18 protein-coding genes are annotated in these 21,033 nt (G+C 46.5%); 3 read left to right on the top strand and 15 right to left on the bottom strand.

Annotated elements, in window-relative coordinates:
* Window positions 1-16 precede the first annotated feature (16 nt).
* The 3 genes from AELLOGFF_RS07630 to AELLOGFF_RS07620 all read right to left on the bottom strand — a co-directional run bounded on the left by AELLOGFF_RS07630 (window position 17) and on the right by AELLOGFF_RS07620 (window position 3,502).
* Entirely contained in the window at window positions 17-448 is a 432-nt protein-coding gene (locus AELLOGFF_RS07630; protein WP_159268196.1) for an ExbD/TolR family protein, read from the bottom strand.
* Window positions 445-1,083: a MotA/TolQ/ExbB proton channel family protein gene (locus AELLOGFF_RS07625; RefSeq protein WP_159268195.1), complete on the bottom strand. Its 639-nt coding sequence runs from the start codon at window positions 1,081-1,083 to the stop codon at window positions 445-447. The genes AELLOGFF_RS07630 and AELLOGFF_RS07625 overlap by 4 nt, the downstream gene beginning before the upstream one ends.
* Window positions 1,084-1,147: 64 nt before the next feature.
* Window positions 1,148-3,502: a DNA internalization-related competence protein ComEC/Rec2 gene (locus tag AELLOGFF_RS07620; protein WP_159268194.1), complete on the bottom strand. Its 2,355-nt coding sequence runs from the start codon at window positions 3,500-3,502 to the stop codon at window positions 1,148-1,150.
* 118 nt (window positions 3,503-3,620) lie between these two features.
* On the opposite strand from AELLOGFF_RS07620, the gene AELLOGFF_RS07615 reads away from it, so the two are divergent.
* Window positions 3,621-4,151 (top strand): DUF2062 domain-containing protein, encoded by a 531-nt coding sequence (locus AELLOGFF_RS07615; RefSeq protein ID WP_159268193.1) that lies wholly within the window; start codon window positions 3,621-3,623, stop codon window positions 4,149-4,151.
* Here the strand turns inward: AELLOGFF_RS07615 and AELLOGFF_RS07610 are convergent.
* Genes AELLOGFF_RS07610 through AELLOGFF_RS07600 form a run of 3 tightly spaced genes read right to left on the bottom strand, consistent with a single transcriptional unit; the run spans window position 4,148 to window position 7,349 of the window.
* Window positions 4,148-5,368 (bottom strand): lipoprotein-releasing ABC transporter permease subunit, encoded by a 1,221-nt coding sequence (locus AELLOGFF_RS07610; protein ID WP_159268192.1) that lies wholly within the window; start codon window positions 5,366-5,368, stop codon window positions 4,148-4,150. The two genes, AELLOGFF_RS07615 and AELLOGFF_RS07610, sit on opposite strands and share 4 nt — an antisense overlap.
* Window positions 5,368-6,102 (bottom strand): lipoprotein-releasing ABC transporter ATP-binding protein LolD, encoded by a 735-nt coding sequence (gene lolD / locus AELLOGFF_RS07605; protein ID WP_159268191.1) that lies wholly within the window; start codon window positions 6,100-6,102, stop codon window positions 5,368-5,370. The genes AELLOGFF_RS07610 and lolD overlap by 1 nt, the downstream gene beginning before the upstream one ends.
* Window positions 6,102-7,349: a lipoprotein-releasing ABC transporter permease subunit gene (locus tag AELLOGFF_RS07600; RefSeq protein ID WP_159268190.1), complete on the bottom strand. Its 1,248-nt coding sequence runs from the start codon at window positions 7,347-7,349 to the stop codon at window positions 6,102-6,104. Before AELLOGFF_RS07600 ends, lolD begins: the two co-directional genes overlap by 1 nt.
* 138 nt (window positions 7,350-7,487) lie before the next feature.
* Between AELLOGFF_RS07600 and AELLOGFF_RS07595 the strand changes: the two genes are divergently transcribed.
* Window positions 7,488-8,609 carry a 3-deoxy-7-phosphoheptulonate synthase gene (locus tag AELLOGFF_RS07595; protein WP_159268189.1) on the top strand — a complete coding sequence of 374 codons (1,122 nt, stop codon included), beginning with the start codon at window positions 7,488-7,490 and terminating at the stop codon, window positions 8,607-8,609.
* A 15-nt stretch (window positions 8,610-8,624) separates the two neighbouring features.
* Here AELLOGFF_RS07595 and nqrM read toward each other — a convergent pair whose 3' ends face one another.
* The 9 genes from nqrM to AELLOGFF_RS07550 form a co-directional block, all read right to left on the bottom strand.
* Window positions 8,625-8,864, bottom strand: coding sequence for a (Na+)-NQR maturation NqrM (nqrM, locus tag AELLOGFF_RS07590; RefSeq protein ID WP_159268188.1), 240 nt, complete (start codon window positions 8,862-8,864; stop codon window positions 8,625-8,627).
* 4 nt (window positions 8,865-8,868) lie between these two features.
* The gene (locus AELLOGFF_RS07585; protein ID WP_235035745.1) at window positions 8,869-9,882 is read right to left on the bottom strand and encodes an FAD:protein FMN transferase; all 1,014 of its coding nucleotides are present in this window, start codon (window positions 9,880-9,882) and stop codon (window positions 8,869-8,871) included.
* Between the two features lie 4 nt (window positions 9,883-9,886).
* Window positions 9,887-11,110 (bottom strand): NADH:ubiquinone reductase (Na(+)-transporting) subunit F, encoded by a 1,224-nt coding sequence (gene nqrF / locus AELLOGFF_RS07580; protein WP_159268187.1) that lies wholly within the window; start codon window positions 11,108-11,110, stop codon window positions 9,887-9,889.
* A gap of 24 nt (window positions 11,111-11,134) precedes the next feature.
* Window positions 11,135-11,743: an NADH:ubiquinone reductase (Na(+)-transporting) subunit E gene (gene nqrE / locus AELLOGFF_RS07575; RefSeq protein ID WP_159268186.1), complete on the bottom strand. Its 609-nt coding sequence runs from the start codon at window positions 11,741-11,743 to the stop codon at window positions 11,135-11,137.
* Window positions 11,743-12,408 carry an NADH:ubiquinone reductase (Na(+)-transporting) subunit D gene (locus tag AELLOGFF_RS07570; protein ID WP_159268185.1) on the bottom strand — a complete coding sequence of 222 codons (666 nt, stop codon included), beginning with the start codon at window positions 12,406-12,408 and terminating at the stop codon, window positions 11,743-11,745. Before AELLOGFF_RS07570 ends, nqrE begins: the two co-directional genes overlap by 1 nt.
* 2 nt (window positions 12,409-12,410) lie before the next feature.
* On the bottom strand, window positions 12,411-13,178 hold the full coding sequence (locus AELLOGFF_RS07565; RefSeq protein ID WP_159268184.1) for a Na(+)-translocating NADH-quinone reductase subunit C: 768 nt from the start codon (window positions 13,176-13,178) through the stop codon (window positions 12,411-12,413).
* On the bottom strand, window positions 13,171-14,370 hold the full coding sequence (locus tag AELLOGFF_RS07560) for an NADH:ubiquinone reductase (Na(+)-transporting) subunit B (protein WP_159268183.1): 1,200 nt from the start codon (window positions 14,368-14,370) through the stop codon (window positions 13,171-13,173). Before AELLOGFF_RS07560 ends, AELLOGFF_RS07565 begins: the two co-directional genes overlap by 8 nt.
* Before the next feature lie 3 nt (window positions 14,371-14,373).
* Window positions 14,374-15,714, bottom strand: coding sequence for a Na(+)-translocating NADH-quinone reductase subunit A (locus AELLOGFF_RS07555; RefSeq protein WP_159268182.1), 1,341 nt, complete (start codon window positions 15,712-15,714; stop codon window positions 14,374-14,376).
* 240 nt (window positions 15,715-15,954) lie between these two features.
* Window positions 15,955-17,421 (bottom strand): glyceraldehyde-3-phosphate dehydrogenase, encoded by a 1,467-nt coding sequence (locus tag AELLOGFF_RS07550; RefSeq protein ID WP_159268181.1) that lies wholly within the window; start codon window positions 17,419-17,421, stop codon window positions 15,955-15,957.
* Window positions 17,422-17,579: 158 nt separating this feature from the next.
* On the opposite strand from AELLOGFF_RS07550, the gene mfd reads away from it, so the two are divergent.
* Window positions 17,580-21,020: a transcription-repair coupling factor gene (gene mfd, locus AELLOGFF_RS07545; RefSeq protein ID WP_159268180.1), complete on the top strand. Its 3,441-nt coding sequence runs from the start codon at window positions 17,580-17,582 to the stop codon at window positions 21,018-21,020.
* Window positions 21,021-21,033: the final 13 nt, after the last annotated feature.

Raw genomic sequence — 21,033 nt, 5'->3', positions numbered from 1 at the left:
ATCCTGATACTAATAATTATTGATCGCCAGATACTAAATCTGGGTCTTGAGTAGTTAAACTAAGTTTTGCAAAACCGAGCCTACCTGCAGCGTCCATAGCGGTGATAACAGATTGATGAGGGCTATTAGCGTCCGCGGTAATAATGACCGGCATAGCTTTATTATCTTTAGCGGCACCACCCATAGCAGCCATTAATGCCTCTACGGTGTTATCACTTAATGCGGTCTCATTGACTCGGTACTGGCCGCCAGCATTAATGACGACTTCCAGTACTTTGCCTTCATCGACCGCTGCCACACCTTTGGCACTGGGTAATTCAAGATTCAAACGGCTTTCTTTGGTGAAGGTTGTCGACACCATAAAGAAAATGAGCAACAGAAAAACCACGTCAATTAAGGGTGTTAAATTAACCCCGCCGTCATCGACACGTTGGCGCTTAAACTTCACGACGATTTACTCGTGGCTGTGTCTTTAATCTGAACTTCTCCATGCATGGCATTAATTAATTTGATGGCATCTTGCTCCATTGTGACAACAATCTCATCAATTCGGCGTAAAAAATATCGATGCATCACCAAAGCAGGAATCGCAACGCACAGGCCAGATGCAGTGGTAATCAGCGCTTCTGAAATACCGCCGGCTAACACACCTGCATTGCCAGTACCTTGCACCATGATCTCGGTAAACACCCGTATCATACCTAGCACGGTACCCAGCAAACCGAGTAACGGTGCCACTGCCGCGATGGTGCCCAAAGCATTCAAGTAGCGCTCTAGATCATGGATAATATGCGAGGCGGTATCTTCTATACTTTCTTTCATAATCTCACGGCCATGCTTAGCATTGGCCAGACCAGCTGCCAAAATACGTGCCAGCGGTGAGCCCCGTCGTAATTCACGCATTTTTGCCGCATCTAATTGTTTATTCTGCAACCAGCCCCAGACTTGATTCAATAAGCTTCGCGGCGCCACTTTATCAGGGTTTAATTTTAAGAAACGATCCACACAGATTGCCATAGCAATGATGGATGACACTATTATAGGCAACATTAACCAGCCGCCGGCTTTCACCAATTCCAGCACATCTAATCCCTTCGATTTTAATGTGAGAGCATTATACGTAGTGAAGGCCAGGGTAAGAAGTGAATCAGTGCTCGGAACGAGATTTGGAGCAGATTTCTCCATTATTTAAGGTGGCTAATCCGCCAGTTTGCCAATAATAACGCCCACCGCCCCATATATCTGTCAGTTCAACGGCCATTTCATTCAATTCAAAACGCATACTACCCTGATAAGCCGTTGACCAGCACTGGCTTCCCGCTCGCGCATAGCGATTAACAATCACCCGAGCGGGATGACCATATTGATTATTGCGTCCCGCTGAAAAGATAACGTGTTCAGGGGAAACCGCACTAATAAATTCTTCGCTGGAGGAAGTATTACTACCATGATGAGGGGCGATTAATAGCGTTGCTCTTAAGTCTTGTTGTGAAGCCACTAAACGACGCTCAATATCTGCCTCTATATCACCCACAAGTAACAGCGACTCATCGCCCACCGTTATTTTCAAAACACAGGAAGCATTATTCCCTGCCAAATCAATATGCTCCTCACCCTGAACATCAAGAAATTGAAATGCTACCCCGTCCCATGTCCATTCCCGCGGGGTATGACAAGAGGAATACGCAAGATTGATGCTTTCAACTCCCTCACCCAGCTGAAGCTCACCAACCGGTATTGCATTTAAAAGTGCGGGAGCCGCACCGGCATGGTCTGTATCCGCATGACTCAACACCAACATATCTAAGTGGCGAATATTAAAATGCCGTAAACCGGGAATAACCACGGCATCGGCTGTGTTAAACCCGCTGCTAAAGTTTGGACCAACATCGTACAAAACCGCTTTAGACTCTGTTTGTATTAGAACTGATAATCCTTGGCCCACATCAAAAACGGTAAGCCAAGCACTTCCCTTTGCAGGTTTTACAGCCGGACTAAATAACACTATCAAGATAGGTATAGCGCCCAGCCACTTTGCAGGTGTTCCTCTGGGAAGGAGCAATATCAGTACAGACAAGCTCGCAAAAAACAATAATAGCGGTGAAGCTGATACCTGAAACTGTGGAAACAGTGCTGATGCCATTGCCAAATACTTTAGAAACACATCAAGTAAAACGTCTGCAGCCTGCCAACTAGCAGCTGACCAAGATGGCGCCACAGCCATCAATACCAACCCAAGGAACAATAAAGGCAGGATTACGACTGTAAGCAGCGGAATAGCAAGTAAGTTAACTGGAAAGCTCACCAGATTGACGCCGTAGCCCCACATCATTAAAAGCGGCAACAATCCCAGCAAGACTACCCATTGGGAACGAATCAGCGCCAAGAAAACATTGCTATGCCGCCGTCCCTGCAAGGCAAAGAGTAATATTCCCACTGCGCCGAAAGACAAACTAAACCCCGCACGGTGTGGCGCGAGGGGGTCCAGAAGCAAAACGAGCAACATTGCTGCAAGATACCCCTGCCATACAGAGACACTCCTACGCAGACTAAAACCAAGCAAAGCCACTACCGCCATGATTAAAGCCCGCTGCGTGGGTACTGAAAAACCAGCTAATCCGGCATACCCAGCGGAAAAAGCTAACCCCACCCCCACGCCTAACAACAAGCTATTCTGTTTTGGTAATAGCAGCCCCAAAAACCGCCCAATCACCAAGCCCCACGCCAACACAATTCCAATATGCATGCCTGATATAGCCATTAAATGGCTAGTGCCGGTGCGGGAAAACATCTGCCACTGCTCGCGGCTAATACCGCTGCGATCTGCAAACAATAAAGCCTTCATAATATTGCTATGCTTATATTGCTCCAAACGCTGGCCAATTGAAGTAATAGCGTAGTGTCGAATATGTTTAAAAGATAACACACTATTCTTAGCGTTGTAGCTCACCGTATCAGGGTTACGTACATATCCACTTGCAGAATAGCCATTAACAAACATCCAGCGACCATAATCGAACGCATCCGGTGATTGGTAGCCATGAGGCCGGCGCAAACGTAAAGTGGCAGTTATCACATCGCCAAGATCCGGTGGCTGGTCAGAATACCAACTCAATTGCACAAGACGCGGCCCAGAGTGGGCACGCAATAAACCACAATATTTATTTTGGAAGGTTTTGGCACAAGTGAGATTACTAACCTTGGCATCAAAACGGTAATACTGGGTAAAACCCTGGCGTGCCTCAGGCGCAGTCAGTACTTCGACTTGAGCGGTAAACTCCCCTCCTGTCATTGTCTCGGGGAATAATAAACCCGTGCGCCAGTGGCCATAAGTACTGGCAACGCTCACTGACACAGAGAATGCTAACAACACTGTGGATATGCCGGATGGCAAATAAAAACGAATCAGCAAGCTTAATGTTAATAAGGCTGCAATTACGCTATAACTAGGTAGAACTGGGGCATACGCAACCCCTATAAAACCGATTATCGCTGCCGTCATCCATGACAACATACTGGAGTACCCCGGTAGAACCGTGCATAATGGCCGCCGCTCGTATATTACCGACCTGCGGCTCGGTGGTTTTTATCTGTCACAATCGTAAATTAGAATTGAGCGGATGGCTCGTAAACTTTTTAAACGCTGGCTCCCAACGCCCGAAAAAATGCGCGAGCACCCCTCGGTCCGTATTTTTGGCAGCTTGTTGCACGACCCCAATCTCTGGCACTTAAATAGACGCTCGGTCACCGTGGCGTTTTTTCTTGGGCTGTTCATTGCTTTTGTGCCCATTCCAACCCAAATGCTCTTAGCGGCCTTAGCGGCAATTATCTGTCGTGCAAATTTACCAATTTCGGTAATGTTGGTTTGGATTACCAATCCCATCACCATGCCTGCCATCTTCTACTTCACCTACAAATTAGGTGCCTTGGCGATGGGGATTCCGTCCAGCCCCTTCCATTTTGAATTATCATGGGCTTGGCTTGCTGAGGAATTCACCCACCTTTGGCGACCATTAATCCTTGGCTGCTTTCTCACCGGACTACTATCTGGACTTGTTGGCGCAACCGCCATACACATACTTTGGCGGGTACACGTTGTGCGCCGTTGGAAAAAACGCCAACAATTGCGCGTAGAAAGAAAACACCCCTAATTACTTCTTAACGCTTCAGCAGGAGGTATTCTCGACGCCCGCCAAGCGGGATAGAGGGTTGCCAACAAGCTCATACCATAGGCTGTTAAACACACTAACAGCACGTCTGGCAGACGAACATCCGACGGTAAATAATTTATCGGGTAGACATCACTTTGGAGTAATTGCAGGCCGAATAAGCTTTCAATACCTGCCACCAAATCACTCACACCGTAGGCCAGTATCACTCCGATAACACCGCCAGCGCTTGCACCAACAGCTCCTATCAAAGCGCCATAACTTAAAAATATGCGTAGAATATCTCGTTGGCTCGCCCCCTGGCTACGCAAGATTCCGATATCCGCACGCTTGTCATTAACGACCATAACAAGGGTAGAGATGATGTTAAATACCGCTACCGCGACTACCGCCAACAGCATGATTACCACTAACTTTCTGGACATTTGAATCGCATGATACATATTGCCAAATTGCTGGCTCCAATCTTTTAGCAAGTAGTCTTGGCCATGAACAGAGGCCAATTCCCATCCTATTTGCGGCGCTGCAAAAACATCATTAACGGAAACTCTCATTGATACTGGCAAGGGCTTCTCAAACAGGGAGTTAGCCATACTGATATGCATTAACACCAGCTGCTGATCCAATTCAGTGCCCGTTTCCACAATCGCCGCCACGGTCATTTGTAAAAAACGAATATTTTGCTGCCCCTTTTCTTGCGGTACTCCCAGGGTTACCTTGTCTCCGGCACTGAGTTTAAGACGCTCAGCCAAGGCCTTCCCGAGAATAATATCCGGCGTGTTTGGCTGTAAAATATCAAGGTCGACATATTCTTGAATGCGAGAAACGCTTTTTTCAGAAACAGGATCGATTCCAAAAAAAACGCTGGGTTCAACTTCGCCAGCCTTAATTAGCATCGCGTTACCCTGCACAAATGGTGCAGTGGCAAAGACATCTGGATGCTGTTCAACGTCTTTCTGGAGGCTCTGCCAATCTAATTGCTGGCTTGACCATGGTTGTAAGGTAATGTGGGGAACCAGCGCTAAAATACGGTTCCTCATCTCCCGATCAAAACCGTTCATAACTGACAGCACAACCACCAGCAAGGCAACCCCGAGGATTAAGCCGAGCATGGATAGCCGCGACAAAAATGACACAAGCTGATTTCCTGATCGATCAGCGCTGTATCGAAAACCTATATATAACGCCAATGACCGCATTACTGCATTGCCTCAGACAGCGTTCCATCAGATAGCGTCAAAACCCGGTCCATGCGCCCCGCTAAACCCAAATCGTGGGTGACAATCACTAAGCTGATCGACAATTCTTTGTTTAACTCTAACAATAAAGTCTGAACCGCCTCAGCATTGTCACCATCTAAATTACCTGTAGGCTCGTCGAGTAACACACAAGCTGGCTCGTTAACCAAGGCGCGGGCTATAGCAACTCGCTGACGCTCTCCGCCAGACAGCTGAGACGGCCTATGCTTTAGACGCTGAGCCAAGCCCACACGCTCTAACAACGCCGCGCTGCGTTGAAATGCTCGCTTTTTATTTTCACCGCCAATAAGCAGTGGCATTGCGGCGTTTTCTAAGGCCGAGAATTCATTTAAAAGATGATGAAATTGATACACAAAACCTAATTCACGATTTCTCAAACCACTGCGATCACGATCACTCATGGACGCAATATCCCGACCACGAACCAGAACTTGACCTTCCGAAGGTATATCCAAACCTCCAAGCATGTGCAGCAGAGTAGTTTTTCCCGCACCAGAAGGCCCTACGATTGAAATGCGCTCACCACGATGAATATCCAAATTGATATCATTCAGAATTGTTAGCCGCTCACTACCTTGGGTATAGAATTTTCGTAATTTGCGACAGGCTAAAACTGAATCAGCTTCTTTCGCAGCCTGCGACGCATCGGTATTAAACATATAAATTACACTCATTATTCATAGCGCAGAGCCTCAGCCGGCTGAACGCGCGAAGCCTGCCACGCGGGATAAAGTGTGGCCATAAGGCTCAACAGCAAAGCACACCCACTGACCACGCCAACATCGGACCACTGTAAGTAGGAAGGTAGCCTAGTTATAAAATAAACATCAGGATTAAAAACCTGCATTCCACTCAAGTTCTCAATCCAAGCCACCACATCCCCCACCCTCATTGCCAGTGGAATACCTATCATTAATCCCAAACACAAACCGGTAATACCAGTGGCCATACCGTAAACCATGAAGGTTGCCATAATGGCCTGTGGTGACGCACCCATCGTACGTAAAACCGCAATAGAACCGCGTTTGCCAGACACCGCCATACTAAGAATCGATACAATATTAAATGCAGCGATTAAAACAATGAAAAGCAAGAGTAATCTCACCATGTGCTTTTCCATTTTAACTGCTTGAAAAAGGCTACCCTGACTGTCTCCCCACGATTCGGCAACACTTCCTTCAGGTAAAAATGTGGCGAGCTGGGCTAATAAGGTCGGCGCTGCAAACATATCAGACAGCTGAATACGTAAGCCTTCTACGTCGCCTCCTAACTGGTATAAGCGCTGAGCATCTGAAATATGGATAAAAGCACTTGTGGCATCTAGCTGTGCACCCGCACTAAATACCCCACTGACTCTAAAACGCTTTTCACGAGGGAATAAGCCAAAGGGAGTGACCGTCACTTTCGGCAAAATAACCGTAATGTCATCACCAATATTTACACCCAACTGACGAGCGAGGATATCACCAAGAATGATACTGTAATTCCCCCCCTCATCACCGAGGTACTGACCCGCTACCATGTGCTCAGCCACGGCAGACACTGAGCGTTCTTGTTCCGGCTCAATACCATACAAGGCAACGCCTTGAAGTCGGTTAAACGCTGACAGCATTGCTTTGCCGCCAACATAAGGCGCGACACCCACTACTCCATCTTTATTACTAAATTCTTGTATATACGGGCGCCAGTTAGCTAAGCGCTGCTGAGGACCCTCTATATAACCGTGTGGCACAACAGATAAAACACGCTGCTGCAGCTCCCGCTCAAAGCCGTTCATAACAGACATAACAACGATGAGAGACACCGTACCTAGGAGCATTCCCAGAAGAGAAAACCACGAGATCAACGACAAAAATCGATCGCTGCCAGAGGCACGATGAAAATAGCGCAAGCCAATGCGTATATAAAGCGGGACTGCCATAGTGACGACTATAAATTCCAAGTTATAAAACTGCGCCTATACTATCACTAGGGACAAATTTATTGCGCTGTGACGGTGACTATTATTAAGCTTAAATATTGTAGTGAGACAAGATAAATTGCTAAAGGAGCTAAAAATATGCTGTTAATACTCCACCCCAACATCAAAGAAACAGATCCGGAATACCTTAAAACCATCACTCATTTACAACAATTGGATGGCATAAAAGTTCAACACCATCATGTTAACGGGCAGCAACAACAGCTCCATGAAATATATTTATTGGGAAACACCCTAGCACTCGACTTGAATGAAATAGAAACACTGCCCGCGGTTGAGAAAGTTATTCGCATATCAGAGGAATATCGTATTCTTGGCCGCCACAATGACCTATTACGCCATACGGGCTTCCATTATAAGGGCTTGAACTTTGACCAAGACTCCCTACACATATTTGCGGGCTTGTGCGCTGTAGACACCCCCAAGCATGTTGAAGAAATGATGATTGTTTTAAAAGCTAATGGACTTAACTGTACCCGAATGGGCGCCTATAAACCTCGCACCAACCCCTACGCCTTTCAAGGCCATGGCAAGCAATGTTTACCTTGGGTTTTTGATCTTGCCGGGAAATATGGCATAAAAGTTATCGCCATGGAGGTAACCCACGAAAGCCATATGGCGGAAATAGACCAAGCCCTTAAAGATGCCGGACACCCTTGTGGCGTGATAATGCAAATAGGAACGCGTAACACCCAAAATTTCGAGCTTTTAAAGGCAATTGGCAAACAAAAAAACTACCCTGCGTTATTAAAACGGGGATTCGGTATTACCCTCAATGAGTCCTTAAACGCCGCAGAATACCTTGCCAGTGAAGGAAATAGCCAAGTTATATTCTGCTTACGGGGAATGAAAAGTGATTTTGGCGCTCCCCATAGAAATATGGTGGATTTCGCCCAAGTGCCAACGGTTAAGCGTTTAACTAGGATGCCGGTATGCATTGACCCATCTCATTCTGTGGGTAGCCGTGACATTGCCCCAGACGGTGTTCTCGAGCTGTGCCACGCAACGGCGCAAGGTGTTTTAGCGGGAGCTAATATGGTGTTGGTTGATTTCCACCCCAAACCTCAAGCGGCATTGGTAGATGGCCCACAGGCATTGACCCTAAATGAGTTGGATGTATTCCTAAAAGATATGGAGATATCCAGAAAAGCTTATTTATCTCGTGTAGACGCTTGGAAACAAAATACGACTAGTTTCTAAGCTGTAAAGCCAATGTCAGCCTTTACTCGCGTCATAAAACTCAGCTTTTGAGGTGGTTTGACGCGTTTTATCATTTTCTTCTGCGCATTTATTGGGATCATTGCCACAAAGATCACAAATATAATCTGGATCATTAAGGGCTGCACCCACACCACCGCAAGAACCTGCGATTGGTTTTCTTCCCATAAGTACGCCAATGGACATTGCACCAACAATAATTAACATCACAAAAAATGCAGCAAATACAGTTGCCATCTTATTACTCCTGTTCCAAGTACGGCGCAAATGCCGAACTATATCGACTCGTAAACCCGTTTTCGGTCTTCTCTATTAAGTAAACAGGAATATTTAATTGTTCCGCTAATGCCAAAGTTTTATCGCTACCAAGCACGGAAAAGGCCGTCGCCATAGCATCTGCAAAGGCAGAAGAAGGGTCTAGCACGGTGACGGAAGCGAGGTTATGGGTGATCGGGCGCCCAGTTCTAGGATCGATAGTATGGGAGTAACGCACGCCATTTTCTTCAAAATAATTCCGGTAATCACCAGAAGTCGCCACCCCGATTTTACCCAGTAAAATTGGGGTAGTTTTATCTGCCGCTAAATCAGGACTTTCGACACCAATGCGCCATTGATCACCACGTGGGCTCAATCCTGCAACCCGCATCTCGCCACCAATCTCGACCAGATAATCCGTGCTACCCAAAGACTCTAGCCATAAGGCCACCACATCGACCCCGTAACCCTTAGCAATCGCTGACAGGTCTATACGAAGTGGCGCGTTTTTTTTCAGCTTATTTTCACTTATGTCCAACTCTATGCGATCAAAACCAACCTCCTGCAAGGCTTGATTTACTGCATCGTCGGTAGGCTTAACATAGTGTTTTTCGGGACCAAAACCCCAGAGATCTACCAATGGCCCAACGGTAACATCAAAGGCACCATTGCTTAACCAGCTTACCTCAACCGCTTGCACCAAGATATCAAACAACATTGGCGTCAACTGCCGCCACTCGCCAGCTGGCAAGTTATTAAGAAGGCTCAATTCAGAGTCATCAATATACGTGGAGGCTATCTGATTAAAGGCATCTAAGCGCTTGTCCAGCGCGGACTTTAAAGATTGCTCATCCCAATCACCTGGTGGCGCACGCAGGTTTATATGGTAAGTGGTTCCCATCGTTGTGCCGCTGATACGCAAATATTCTTGCGGCGCAGGCGAACAGGCGCTTAAAACGAATAAAAGCAGCACAAAGGCTGCTTTTATTAATGGACTCAAAAACTTATCCACCAAAGTCATCAAGGAGAATATTATCCGATTCAACACCAAGGTCTTCCAACATTTTAATGACAGCAGAGTTCATCATTGGCGGCCCACACATGTAGAACTCACAGTCTTCCGGAGCATCATGGTCCTTTAAGTAATTTTCATACAATACCTGATGGATAAACCCAGTTTTCCCTGTCCAGTTATCTTCTGGTTGTGGATCAGATAGGGCTAAATGCCACTCAAAGTTCTCATTTTCAGCTGCAAGTTTATCGTACTCTTCAACATAAAAAGCTTCACGCATTGAACGCGCACCATACCAGAAGCTGATTTTACGCTTTGAGCTAAGTCGCTTAAGTTGGTCAAATATATGCGAACGCATAGGCGCCATACCGGCACCACCACCTACAAACACCATTTCAGCATCGGTTTCTTTGGCGAAAAACTCACCAAACGGACCATATACTTTAACTTTGTCACCCGGCTTAAGGTTAAATACCCAAGACGACATTTGCCCTGGTGTTAACGCCAGATTATTTGGCGGTGGCGTAGCGGCACGAATATTGAACTTAACAATACCCCGCTCTTCAGGATAATTGGCCATGGAGTATGCGCGAATGACGGTTTCTTCTACCGTAGACTCCACGTTCAAAAATCCAAAACGCTCCCAGTCAGCTTTGTATTCATCAGGGATATCAAAGTCAGAGTACTTCACATGGTGTGGTGGACACTCTAATTGTACATATCCACCGGCACGGAAGTTAACATTCTCTCCCTCGGGTAATTTAAGCGTCAACTCTTTGATGAAGGTAGCAACATTGGGGTTAGACTCAACGGTACACTCCCACTGTTTAACACCAAATACGTCCTCAGGCACTTCAATTTTCATGTCCTGCTTAACCGGGGTCTGGCAAGACAAACGCCAACCTTCGCGGGCTTCACGAGGACTAAAGTGTGCTTCTTCTGTGGCAAGCATAGAGCCACCACCATCATTAACAATACACTTACACTGGGCGCAGCTACCGCCACCACCACAGGCTGATGCTAAAAACACACCCTGCCCTGACAAGGTATTAAGTAATTTATCTCCCGCAGCTACGGTGATTGTTTTCTCACCATTGATCTCAATTGTGACATTACCGCTGCTCACCAATCTTGAGCGCGCAAATAAGATAATGCATACCAATGCTAGCACTATCGCGGTAAACATCGTCACACCGAGAATAACTACTGTATTCATTGCAAATTCTCCAGTTTCTCTCGGTTAAAGATCAATGCCGCCAAAGGACATAAAGCCTAGGGACATCAAGCCAACAGTAATAAAAGTAATGCCAAGGCCGCGAAGACCTTCTGGCACATCACTGTACTTTAACTTTTCACGAATACCCGCCAAGGCCATAATCGCTAATGCCCAACCAGTACCCGCACCAGCGCCATACACCACTGATTCAGAGAAATTATAATCACGCTCAACCATGAACAATGAGCCACCCATTATCGCGCAGTTAACGGTAATCAAAGGTAGGAATACGCCCAGCGCGTTATAAAGTGCAGGGACATATTTATCTAAAACCATTTCCATTATCTGGACGATAGCGGCTATAACACCGATATAACTCAGCAAGCCAAGAAAGCTTAAATCTACCTCTGGATAACCCGCCCACGCCAATGCGCCTTCGCGCAACAAGTGGTTATAAATCAAACTATTGACCGGCACAGTGAGGGCCATTACCACAATCACTGCGATCCCTAAGCCAATTGCGGCCTGTACCTTTTTAGATATTGCCAAAAAAGTACACATACCCAAGAAGAAGCTCAGCGCCATATTTTCAATAAATACCGAGCGCACAAACAAGCTAATATAATGTTCCATTAAAAAGCCTCCTTAACACTGCGGGTATTTTTGGTGATTTTGAACTCTTCCTTTTCAACTTGATCTTTTTTCACCGAGCGAACAATCCAGATAAAAACACCAATCAAAAAGAACGCACTTGGCGGCAGTAATAAAAGGCCATTTGGAACATACCAACCACCGTCGGTAACAAGTGGCAATATTTCGTAACCAAGCAGTTTTCCAGAGCCAAATAACTCTCTCACCACCGCAACACTAATAAGCACTACGCTATAACCCAGTCCGTTGCCAATACCGTCTACAAAGCTTGCCAGTGGTGGGTTTTTCATTGCGAAACCTTCCGCACGCCCCATGACAATACAGTTGGTAATGATCAAGCCAACAAACACCGATAACTGCTTACTAATCGCAAAGGCATAGGCCTTTAGCAATTGATCCACCACTATTACTAGCGAGGCAATAATTACCATCTGTACAATAATACGAATACTGCCAGGTATTTGATTGCGAATAAGCGATACCGCAAAACTGGAACAGGCCGTCACCAATATCACCGAAATACACATTACCAGCGTCACTTTCAAGCTGGATGTCACCGCCAACGCCGAGCAGATACCGAGTATCTGCAAAGCGATGGGGTTATTTTTAATAATCGGATTAGTTAAGGCGTCTCTCATTGTAGACATGCTTATGCCTCCCCTGAGCGCAAATTGTTTAAGAATTGTTGGTAACCCAGCTCACCCATCCAGAACTGTAAAAGGTTGCCGACACCGCGACTGGTTAATGTTGCACCGGATAGCGCGTCCACTTTATTCACCGCGCCAGGCGTAGATGAATCGACATTACCCTTTATTAACTGAATTGCCACATCGCCATCATCGTAAATTTCTTTACCCGGCCACATAGCTTTCCATTTAGGGTTGTCTATTTCTCCACCTAGACCGGGAGTTTCACCGTGTTGGTAAAATCCAAGTCCCACTACCGTATTAAAGTCATTTTCTAAGGCCAAAAACCCGTACAAAGTTGACCAAAGTCCATAACCGCGCACTGGCAATATGACTTTATCGAAATCACCTTCTTTACCAATAAGATAAACCATCGCGTAATTTTCACGACGCTTAATCTTGGCAAGATCGTCATCACCTAAGGCAATTGAAGTGTCGCTGTCTTTGGCTACTTTTGCTTGATCAAAGCCTTCCAAAGAAACGTCATCGGTGAATTTACCCGTACGTAAATCAACAATCTTGGTTGTTACTTGCTCAAACTGGGCCTCAATACTCTCACCCGGTATCAGCATACCTGCTGCGGCTAAAATGTTGGCCTTGCGGTCTAACGCTTTATTTACCACCTGAGCTGGTTTAAGCAATACTGCTGCACTGGAAACTACCAGTGCACATACGATACAGAGAATTACGGCAACCAGCAGCGTTCTCTGTGTACTGTCGTTATTAGCCACGAGCCAACCTCCGCTTGATGTTTGCCTGCACCACAAAATGGTCGATTAAAGGTGCGAATAAATTGGCAAACAAAATTGCCAACATCATCCCTTCTGGAAAGGCGGGGTTTACCACACGGATCAGGACTACCATCATGCCAATCAGCGCACCATAAGCCCATTTTCCAGTATTTGTCATCGACGCAGACACCGGGTCTGTCGCCATGAACATCATACCAAATGCAAATCCACCTAAAACCAAATGCCAGTGCCAAGGCATTGCCATCATTAGATTGCTACCACTATCCAAGGCATTGAACAGGGTTGTTAGCGCAAACATACCAATTAACACACCCGCGACGATGCGCCAGGATGCAATTCCCGTCCATAGCAAGACCCCACCTCCAATAAGTATGGCCAGCGTAGAGACCTCACCCATAGAGCCGTGCATATTGCCGATGAACGCATCCATCCAAGACATTTGCTGCTCTAACACAGCTAAACCGTCACTTGCGACAATGGACAGCGGTGTTGCACCGGTGAAACCATCAACGGCAGTCCACACTGCGTCCCCTGACATTTGGGCAGGATAAGCAAAGAACAAGAATGCACGACCAGCCAGTGCCGGGTTAAGAAAGTTTTTGCCAGTTCCACCAAATACTTCTTTACCAACGACAACACCAAAACTAATCCCAAGTGCAACTTGCCAAAGTGGGATACTTGGCGGGCATATAAGTGCAAACAAGATAGAGGTGACAAAGAAGCCTTCGTTGACCTCATGGCCACGTTTCATGGCGAACAATACTTCCCAAAAGCCACCAACCACGAAGGTCACAGCATAAACAGGAATAAAGTACCAAAAGCCGTGCCAGAAATTATCCCAAATACTGCTCGGGTCATAACCCGCCATCATCGAAATCATTACATGGCGCCAGCCCTCACCTGCAGCAAGGCCAGTATCAAGCATGATTTGATTAGCCTGAAAACCAATATTCCACATTCCGTAGAACATCGCAGGAAAGGCACAAAACCAAACGGTGATCATAATACGCTTAAGATCTACACCATCGCGAACATGGGCATTTGTTTTGGTAACAGACGACGGTGAATAAAAAATGGTATCGGCGGCTTCGTAAAGCGCATACCATTTTTCGTAACGGCCACCTTTTTCAAAATGCGGTTCTATATCATCGAGAATTTTTCTTAACCCCATGACTTAACCCTCCTTCTCTATGCGGCTTAAATTGTCGCGAAGGATCGGGCCATACTCATATTTGCCGGGGCAAACATAGGTGCACAGCGCAAGGTCTTCCTCGTCCAACTCCAAACATCCCAAGGTTTGAGCCACCTGGGTGTCGCCAACAATTAATGACCGCAACAATTGGGTCGGCAGAATATCCAGCGGCATAACTTTCTCATAAGCACCTACCGGCACCATCGCACGCTCACTACCATTGGTATTAGTAGTATAAGGAATACGTTTGTTTAAAAACTGCGACAAATAAATACGCAAGGAAGAGTGTTTCGCCACGCCAGGCGACAACCACCCCATGAACTCGCGATGATTACCTTCCGCCAATACCGTTACTTGATTGTGGTAGCGTCCCAAGAATGCCGTTGCACCTCGCGCAGTACGGCCGCCCAATACTGAACCCGATATCACACGATTATCACCAGGTAAAACTTGGCCAGCACAAAGCTCATCAAGGCTGACACCCAAGCGGGTTTCAAGCAAGCGAGGTTTTTCAACCTGTGGACCTGCAAGAGATACCACGCGTTCAGGGCTTAGTTTACCGGTGGTAAACAATTTGCCAATCGCGATCACGTCTTGATAGCCAATCGACCAGACAACCTTGCTAGCGCTAGCCCCTTCCAAGAAGTGGATATGCGTACCCGCCAAGCCCGCCGGATGAACACCGCCAAACTCTGCCACATGTAGTTGATCATTATCTAAACTTGGGACATTGCTATCTGGAGCAACACACAAGTGAACCTTGCCCGTTGTTAAACGGCATAGCAACTCGAGACCATTGCTAAAATCTTGTTCTGATTTTGCAATAATCACCGCAGGGTCACCAGCTAATGGATGGGTATCAATTGCCGTGACGAAAATAGCTGCGGGGTTGCTCCCAATACTGGGCACACGGCTGAACGGTCGAGTGCGAAACGCGGTCCAAAGACCAGATTCAACAAGATTCTCTGTAACTTGTTCCGCAGTGAGAGTAGCCAGAGAAGATGCGTCATACTGCGCAAAACTCTCGAACTCATCCTCTTCCACATCAATAACTACTGACTGAAGTACCCGCTTTTCACCGCGATTAATCGCAGAAATAAGCCCGGTTGCTGGTGACGTATAACGCACCCCTTCATTTTTTTTGTCAGTAAATAGTACTTGGCCTGTTTTAACACGATCACCGGTCTTAACAGCCATAGTTGGCTTCATTCCGATGTAATCAAAGCCGACCACCGCGACCGAGCGCACTTTTGAGCCAAGCTCTATACGCTGATCGGGTACGCCCGAGATGGGCAAATCCAGTCCCCTGGTAATTTTGATCATAAGGTTGCCTAACACTCTTATGGTTAAACGCGACATTGCAAATCTGCGTAAACAGAGCGCGAAAACGCTCCGGAAATAATGAGTGACTGCTTTTAGAGCCACACATTATAAAAACTGCGACAAGTATAAAGACTCGACGATCTGCTTGCTACAGCAAGACCCATGTTAAAGGCCAAGTTAACAAACATTTCGGGCCACACTCACTTGCTTTAAAAACCAAGTGAGCCCAGCCCTAACACTCTAATCCTGAGGATATACCGCGTAATCAACGCCGGCCATTTGTTCAAGAATACGATGAACCTGGCAGCTATAACCAAATTCATTGTCATACCAGCAGTACAAGACTGCAGTATTGCCTTTGACAATAGTCGCTTCACTATCAAAAACACAGGCGTGACGCGAGCCAACAAAATCGCTGGATACAACTTCAGGTGAATTTGAATAATCAATCTGCTTACGCAATGGCGAATGCAATGCCACTCGGCGCATAAACTCGTTCAATTCTTCGACCGTCGTTTCAGTTTTCAAATTCAACTTTAGAATCGCCAAAGACACATTAGGTGTCGGTACGCGAATCGCATTACCACTAAGCTTTCCAAGTAACTGAGGCAAAACTTTACCAACAGCCTTTGCCGCCCCTGTTTCAGAGATAACCATATTCAATGGCGCACTGCGGCCACGACGGTCGCCTTTGTGGTAATTATCGATCAAGTTTTGATCATTAGTATAAGAGTGGACAGTTTCTACGTGTCCGCTATCTACACCAAATTTATCATCTAAAACTTTCAATGGTGGTGCGATGGCATTAGTCGTACAGCTCGCAGCAGAGATGATGGTGTCTGTAGGAAGGATATCGTCACTATTAACACCGTGAACGATATTCTTCATATCACCTTTGCCAGGTGCGGTTAAAATAACCTTGGAAATACCTGGGCACGCCAAATGAGTAGACAAACCTTCAGCGTCACGCCACTTACCGGTGTTATCAACCAGAATAGCGTCGTTAATGCCATATTTTGTATAATCAACTTCAGAAGGTGAATTAGCATAAATCACCTTAACTTCAACGCCATTAGCCACAAATGATTGACGTTCTTCATCAACCCGAATTGTACCGTTAAATGGGCCGTGAACTGAGTCGCGACGCAATAAGCTTACACGCTTAACCAGGTCGTTTTCTGCACCGCCTTGGCGTACAACTACTGCTTTAAGGCGTAAATTCTCACCCCCACCCGCCTTCTCGATTAATAAACGCGCAACTAAACGGCCAATACGTCCAAAACCGTAGAGTACGACATCGCGAGCTGGACGGACTGGCTCTTTAGAACCGCCGATCAAATCACTAACTTGACTGCGAACAAACTCTTCTACCGACTGGCCAGCAGGCTTGCCGGTTTCCTCGTAAGCTACGGCTATACGGCCAGCATCTATATGTGCAGTACCCAAGTCTAAGGTTGCTAGCGCCTGAATAATGGGGAAAGTCTCAAACTCTGAGAGTTCGTTTTGCTCTACCTGACGCACAAAACGGTGCGCTTGCATAATATCTAGAACCGACAGGTTTACTAGATTTTTACCATAGATATAGGTCTTAACATTATTGGCTCGGTACAACTTACCAATAAGGGGAATCATCCCCTCTGCTAATGCTTCGCGCTCTTTCCAATCGGCGAAGTAATCATCAGGACGCTCACGTCTTCTTTCAGTCACGGCAGATACCCTTTGCTTACGGGGGAGAAAATTGAGGGCGTATTATCTTGGTTACTGCTCTTGAGTTCAACTGTCGATGCAACTTGAAGCAATGTAATAACTACCATTTGCAGGTTACAATAACGCGTTAACCTCTTAAAAGAAGCCGAATTTCTACTGTGATTGAACTACCCACCATCGTAAATCCGCCAAAAGGCGGAGCCCTTCACTGGGGAAATATACCCTCTGCAAGTCACGGTTTAATTGCCGCAGAGTTAGCTAAATCAGTAGATGCGCCCATTTTGCTGTTGACGGCGGATACAGCATCCGCTTATCAACTCGAACAAAATTTACGTTTTTTTTGTGACAGCTTAATCGTCAGGCTGCTCCCAGACTGGGAAACCCTACCCTACGATAATTTTTCGCCCCATGAAGACATTGTTTCAGAGCGCTTACGCACCCTTAGCGAACTCATAACAATGAAACGCGGTATTCTAGTCGCCCCCATTACCACCCTAATGCAGCGAATCGCACCGCCAGACTATATCAACAAGCACAGCTTAGACCTGAATATAGGACAGACCTTAGATATTGATGCGTTTCGTCAGCAATTAGAAAAAAGTGGTTACCATCATGTCGATACCGTTTATCAACATGGTGAATATGCCAGTCGCGGCGCAATAATCGATATTTTCCCCATGGGCAGTGAACTGCCCTACCGTATAGATTTACTTGACGATGAGATTGATAGCCTGCGTTGTTTTGACCCAGAAACCCAGCGCGGTATAGATTCAGTCAAGCAAATAAAATTACTACCAGGAAAAGAACTGCCATTAGATGAAAATGGCATCGCGCTTTTTCGACGGCAATGGCATGAAAAATTTAATGTTGACCATCGGAAATGCCCAACCTATCAAGATGTCAGTGACGGGATAGCGCCAGCGGGCATAGAATACTATTTACCCTTATTCTTTGAGCAGACCGGTACCTTATTCGATTTTCTCCCCAGCAATAGCTGGTTACTCACAACGGCTGGAATTGAGGCCGCTGCAGAACATTATTGGCATGACGTACAGCAACGTTACGAACAGCGGATTGGAGACATATATCGCCCCATTCTTCCCCCAGCCGAAGTTTTCCAAACCGTACCTGAACTATTTTCGCGCTTAAAAAACTACCCACGCGTGACGATCAGCAATGACACTCTCCCCAAAACAGCAACGGCCTTTAATTTTGCCATTAACACGGTCCCGTCACTGACCGTAGACAGCAAACAAGACGACCCTATCCGCAGCCTAAGGGAGTACTGCCAAAACCGACGGGTCCTTTTTTGCGCAGAATCTGCCGGCCGAAGAGAAGCATTAATAGAGCTACTAACTCGCCACAAACTCAAACCAAAAGCCGTTAACGGCTGGCAAGACTTTGCCAACGGCAAAGACACGCTTAACATTACGGTCGCGCCACTAGATGAAGGTATTGCTTGCACCTCAGTCAAGCCCTTTGCATTAATTGCCGAGTCAGAGCTATTCGGCAAACGAGTATCACAAAGTCGGCGACGCAAAAAATCGACTAACACCGCTGAAAATGTCGTTAAAAACCTAGCGGAGCTACGTATTGGCGCACCAGTGGTTCATGCCGACCACGGTGTCGGTCGCTATTTAGGCCTGCAAAGTATAGATATAGATGATCAAGCCAATGAGTTTTTGAGCCTAGAATATGCAGACGGCGCAAAATTGTATGTGCCCGTTACTTCTCTACAATTGATAAGCCGTTATAGCGGCGCAGATGATGACCTAGCACCCCTACACCGGCTTGGCACCGACCAATGGAGCAAGGCCAAGCGTAAAGCGGCAGAAAAGATTAGAGATGTTGCCGCAGAACTTCTCGACATTTATGCACGACGGGAAGCCCGCCAAGGGCGATCATTTGCGTTAAGTGACGAAGATTATTACGAATTCGCCAACGCCTTTCCCTTTGAAGAGACACCCGACCAACAAACCGCCATTGAAGCTGTTGTTGGCGATTTAAAATCCAGCAAACCCATGGATAGACTGGTTTGTGGCGATGTTGGTTTTGGCAAGACTGAAGTGGCAGTTAGAGCGGCATTTGTTGCCGTACAAAACCACACCCAAGTAGCCATTTTGGTGCCAACCACCCTGCTTGCTCAGCAACATTTTGAGTCATTTCGTGACCGCTTTGCCGAATTACCGGTGAATATTGAAGTGCTCTCACGGTTTCGCAGTGCCGCTGAACAAAAAACGGTGATCGCAGATCTCGCTGCAGGTAAAGTTGATATTCTAATTGGCACTCATAAGCTCCTTGGCAACGATATCAGCTATAGCAACCTAGGCTTGGTCATTATCGACGAGGAGCATCGCTTTGGTGTACGCCAAAAAGAAGCACTTAAAAACATTCGCGCCGAAGTCGATGTACTCACCCTCACCGCGACACCGATTCCACGAACCTTAAATATGTCGATGGCGGGTATTCGCGATTTATCAATCATTGCGACTCCGCCAGCACGACGACTTTCGGTAAAAACCTTTGTGCGGGAATCAGATCCAGCGCTCATAAAAGAGTCCATACTCCGTGAAATTCTTCGCGGCGGTCAGGTGTATTACCTTCACAATGATGTGAAAACCATTGAAAAAACAGCGCGGGATTTACAAGAAATGATCCCCGAGCTGCGTATTGGTATTGGCCACGGGCAAATGCGTGAGCGAGAGCTGGAACAGGTAATGAGTGATTTTTATCACAAACGTCACAATATATTGGTTTGCTCAACCATTATCGAAACGGGTATAGACGTACCTAATGCAAATACCATCATTATTGATCGCGCCGACAAGTTTGGGCTTGCACAACTACACCAATTGCGAGGCAGGGTTGGTCGCTCACACCATCAAGCTTACGCCTATCTCCTAACCCCTCCTACCAAACAATTAACAGGCGATGCAGAAAAACGTTTGACGGCCATCAGCGAAGCCGACGATCTCGGCGCGGGCTTTACCCTTGCCACTCAAGACATGGAAATCCGCGGCGCTGGCGAACTCCTCGGTGAGGGCCAAAGCGGTCAAATACACACTATAGGTTTTACCCTCTATATGGACATGCTGGACCGTGCGGTTCAAGCAATTAAGGCCGGAAAAAAAATCAACTTAGAAAATAGTGACGACGATCATATTGAAGTCAATTTACGCCTGCCCGCCCTTATTCCTGACGAATACCTCCCCGACGTACAAAGCCGCCTAATGCTGTATAAACGTATTGCCGGTGCAGTTAACAGTGAGGCTTTAAGAGAGTTGCAGGTTGAAATGATTGATCGCTTCGGCCTACTTCCAAATCAAGTTAAAAACCTGTTCCGCTGTGCGGAGTTAAGACTGCAAGCGGTATCACTTGGGCTCAGTAAAATTGAAGCATCAGGGCAATCTGGGCGGATTGAATTTGCTGAAGATACTAGCGTAGAACCATTGAGCCTAGTGCAGATGGTACAATCTGCACCAGCAACTTATCAGCTAGACGGGGCTACCGCGCTTAAATTTAAATACCCCATGGAAGAAACATCACAACGTTTTGAATTTATAGAATCACTGCTAACAAAGCTAGCGCCAAAACGATAGAACTGGGATAGTT

Origin of the sequence: Zhongshania aliphaticivorans (genome assembly GCF_902705875.1) — a bacterium.
GTDB lineage: Bacteria > Pseudomonadota > Gammaproteobacteria > Pseudomonadales > Spongiibacteraceae > Spongiibacter > Spongiibacter aliphaticivorans_A.
The sequence above is the reverse complement of the archived record's forward strand: the minus strand, read 5'-3'. Positions and strand labels throughout refer to the sequence as shown.

Coding starts and splice junctions, on each gene's coding strand:
- AELLOGFF_RS07620 (WP_159268194.1), bottom strand. CDS start 3,502: ATGACGGCAGCGATAATCGGTTTTATAGGGGTTGCGTATGCCCCAGTT.
- AELLOGFF_RS07615 (WP_159268193.1), top strand. CDS start 3,621: ATGGCTCGTAAACTTTTTAAACGCTGGCTCCCAACGCCCGAAAAAATG.
- AELLOGFF_RS07610 (WP_159268192.1), bottom strand. CDS start 5,368: ATGCGGTCATTGGCGTTATATATAGGTTTTCGATACAGCGCTGATCGA.
- lolD (WP_159268191.1), bottom strand. CDS start 6,102: ATGAGTGTAATTTATATGTTTAATACCGATGCGTCGCAGGCTGCGAAA.
- AELLOGFF_RS07600 (WP_159268190.1), bottom strand. CDS start 7,349: ATGGCAGTCCCGCTTTATATACGCATTGGCTTGCGCTATTTTCATCGT.
- AELLOGFF_RS07595 (WP_159268189.1), top strand. CDS start 7,488: ATGCTGTTAATACTCCACCCCAACATCAAAGAAACAGATCCGGAATAC.
- nqrM (WP_159268188.1), bottom strand. CDS start 8,864: ATGGCAACTGTATTTGCTGCATTTTTTGTGATGTTAATTATTGTTGGT.
- nqrF (WP_159268187.1), bottom strand. CDS start 11,110: ATGAATACAGTAGTTATTCTCGGTGTGACGATGTTTACCGCGATAGTG.
- nqrE (WP_159268186.1), bottom strand. CDS start 11,743: ATGGAACATTATATTAGCTTGTTTGTGCGCTCGGTATTTATTGAAAAT.
- AELLOGFF_RS07570 (WP_159268185.1), bottom strand. CDS start 12,408: ATGTCTACAATGAGAGACGCCTTAACTAATCCGATTATTAAAAATAAC.
- AELLOGFF_RS07560 (WP_159268183.1), bottom strand. CDS start 14,370: ATGGGGTTAAGAAAAATTCTCGATGATATAGAACCGCATTTTGAAAAA.
- AELLOGFF_RS07555 (WP_159268182.1), bottom strand. CDS start 15,714: ATGATCAAAATTACCAGGGGACTGGATTTGCCCATCTCGGGCGTACCC.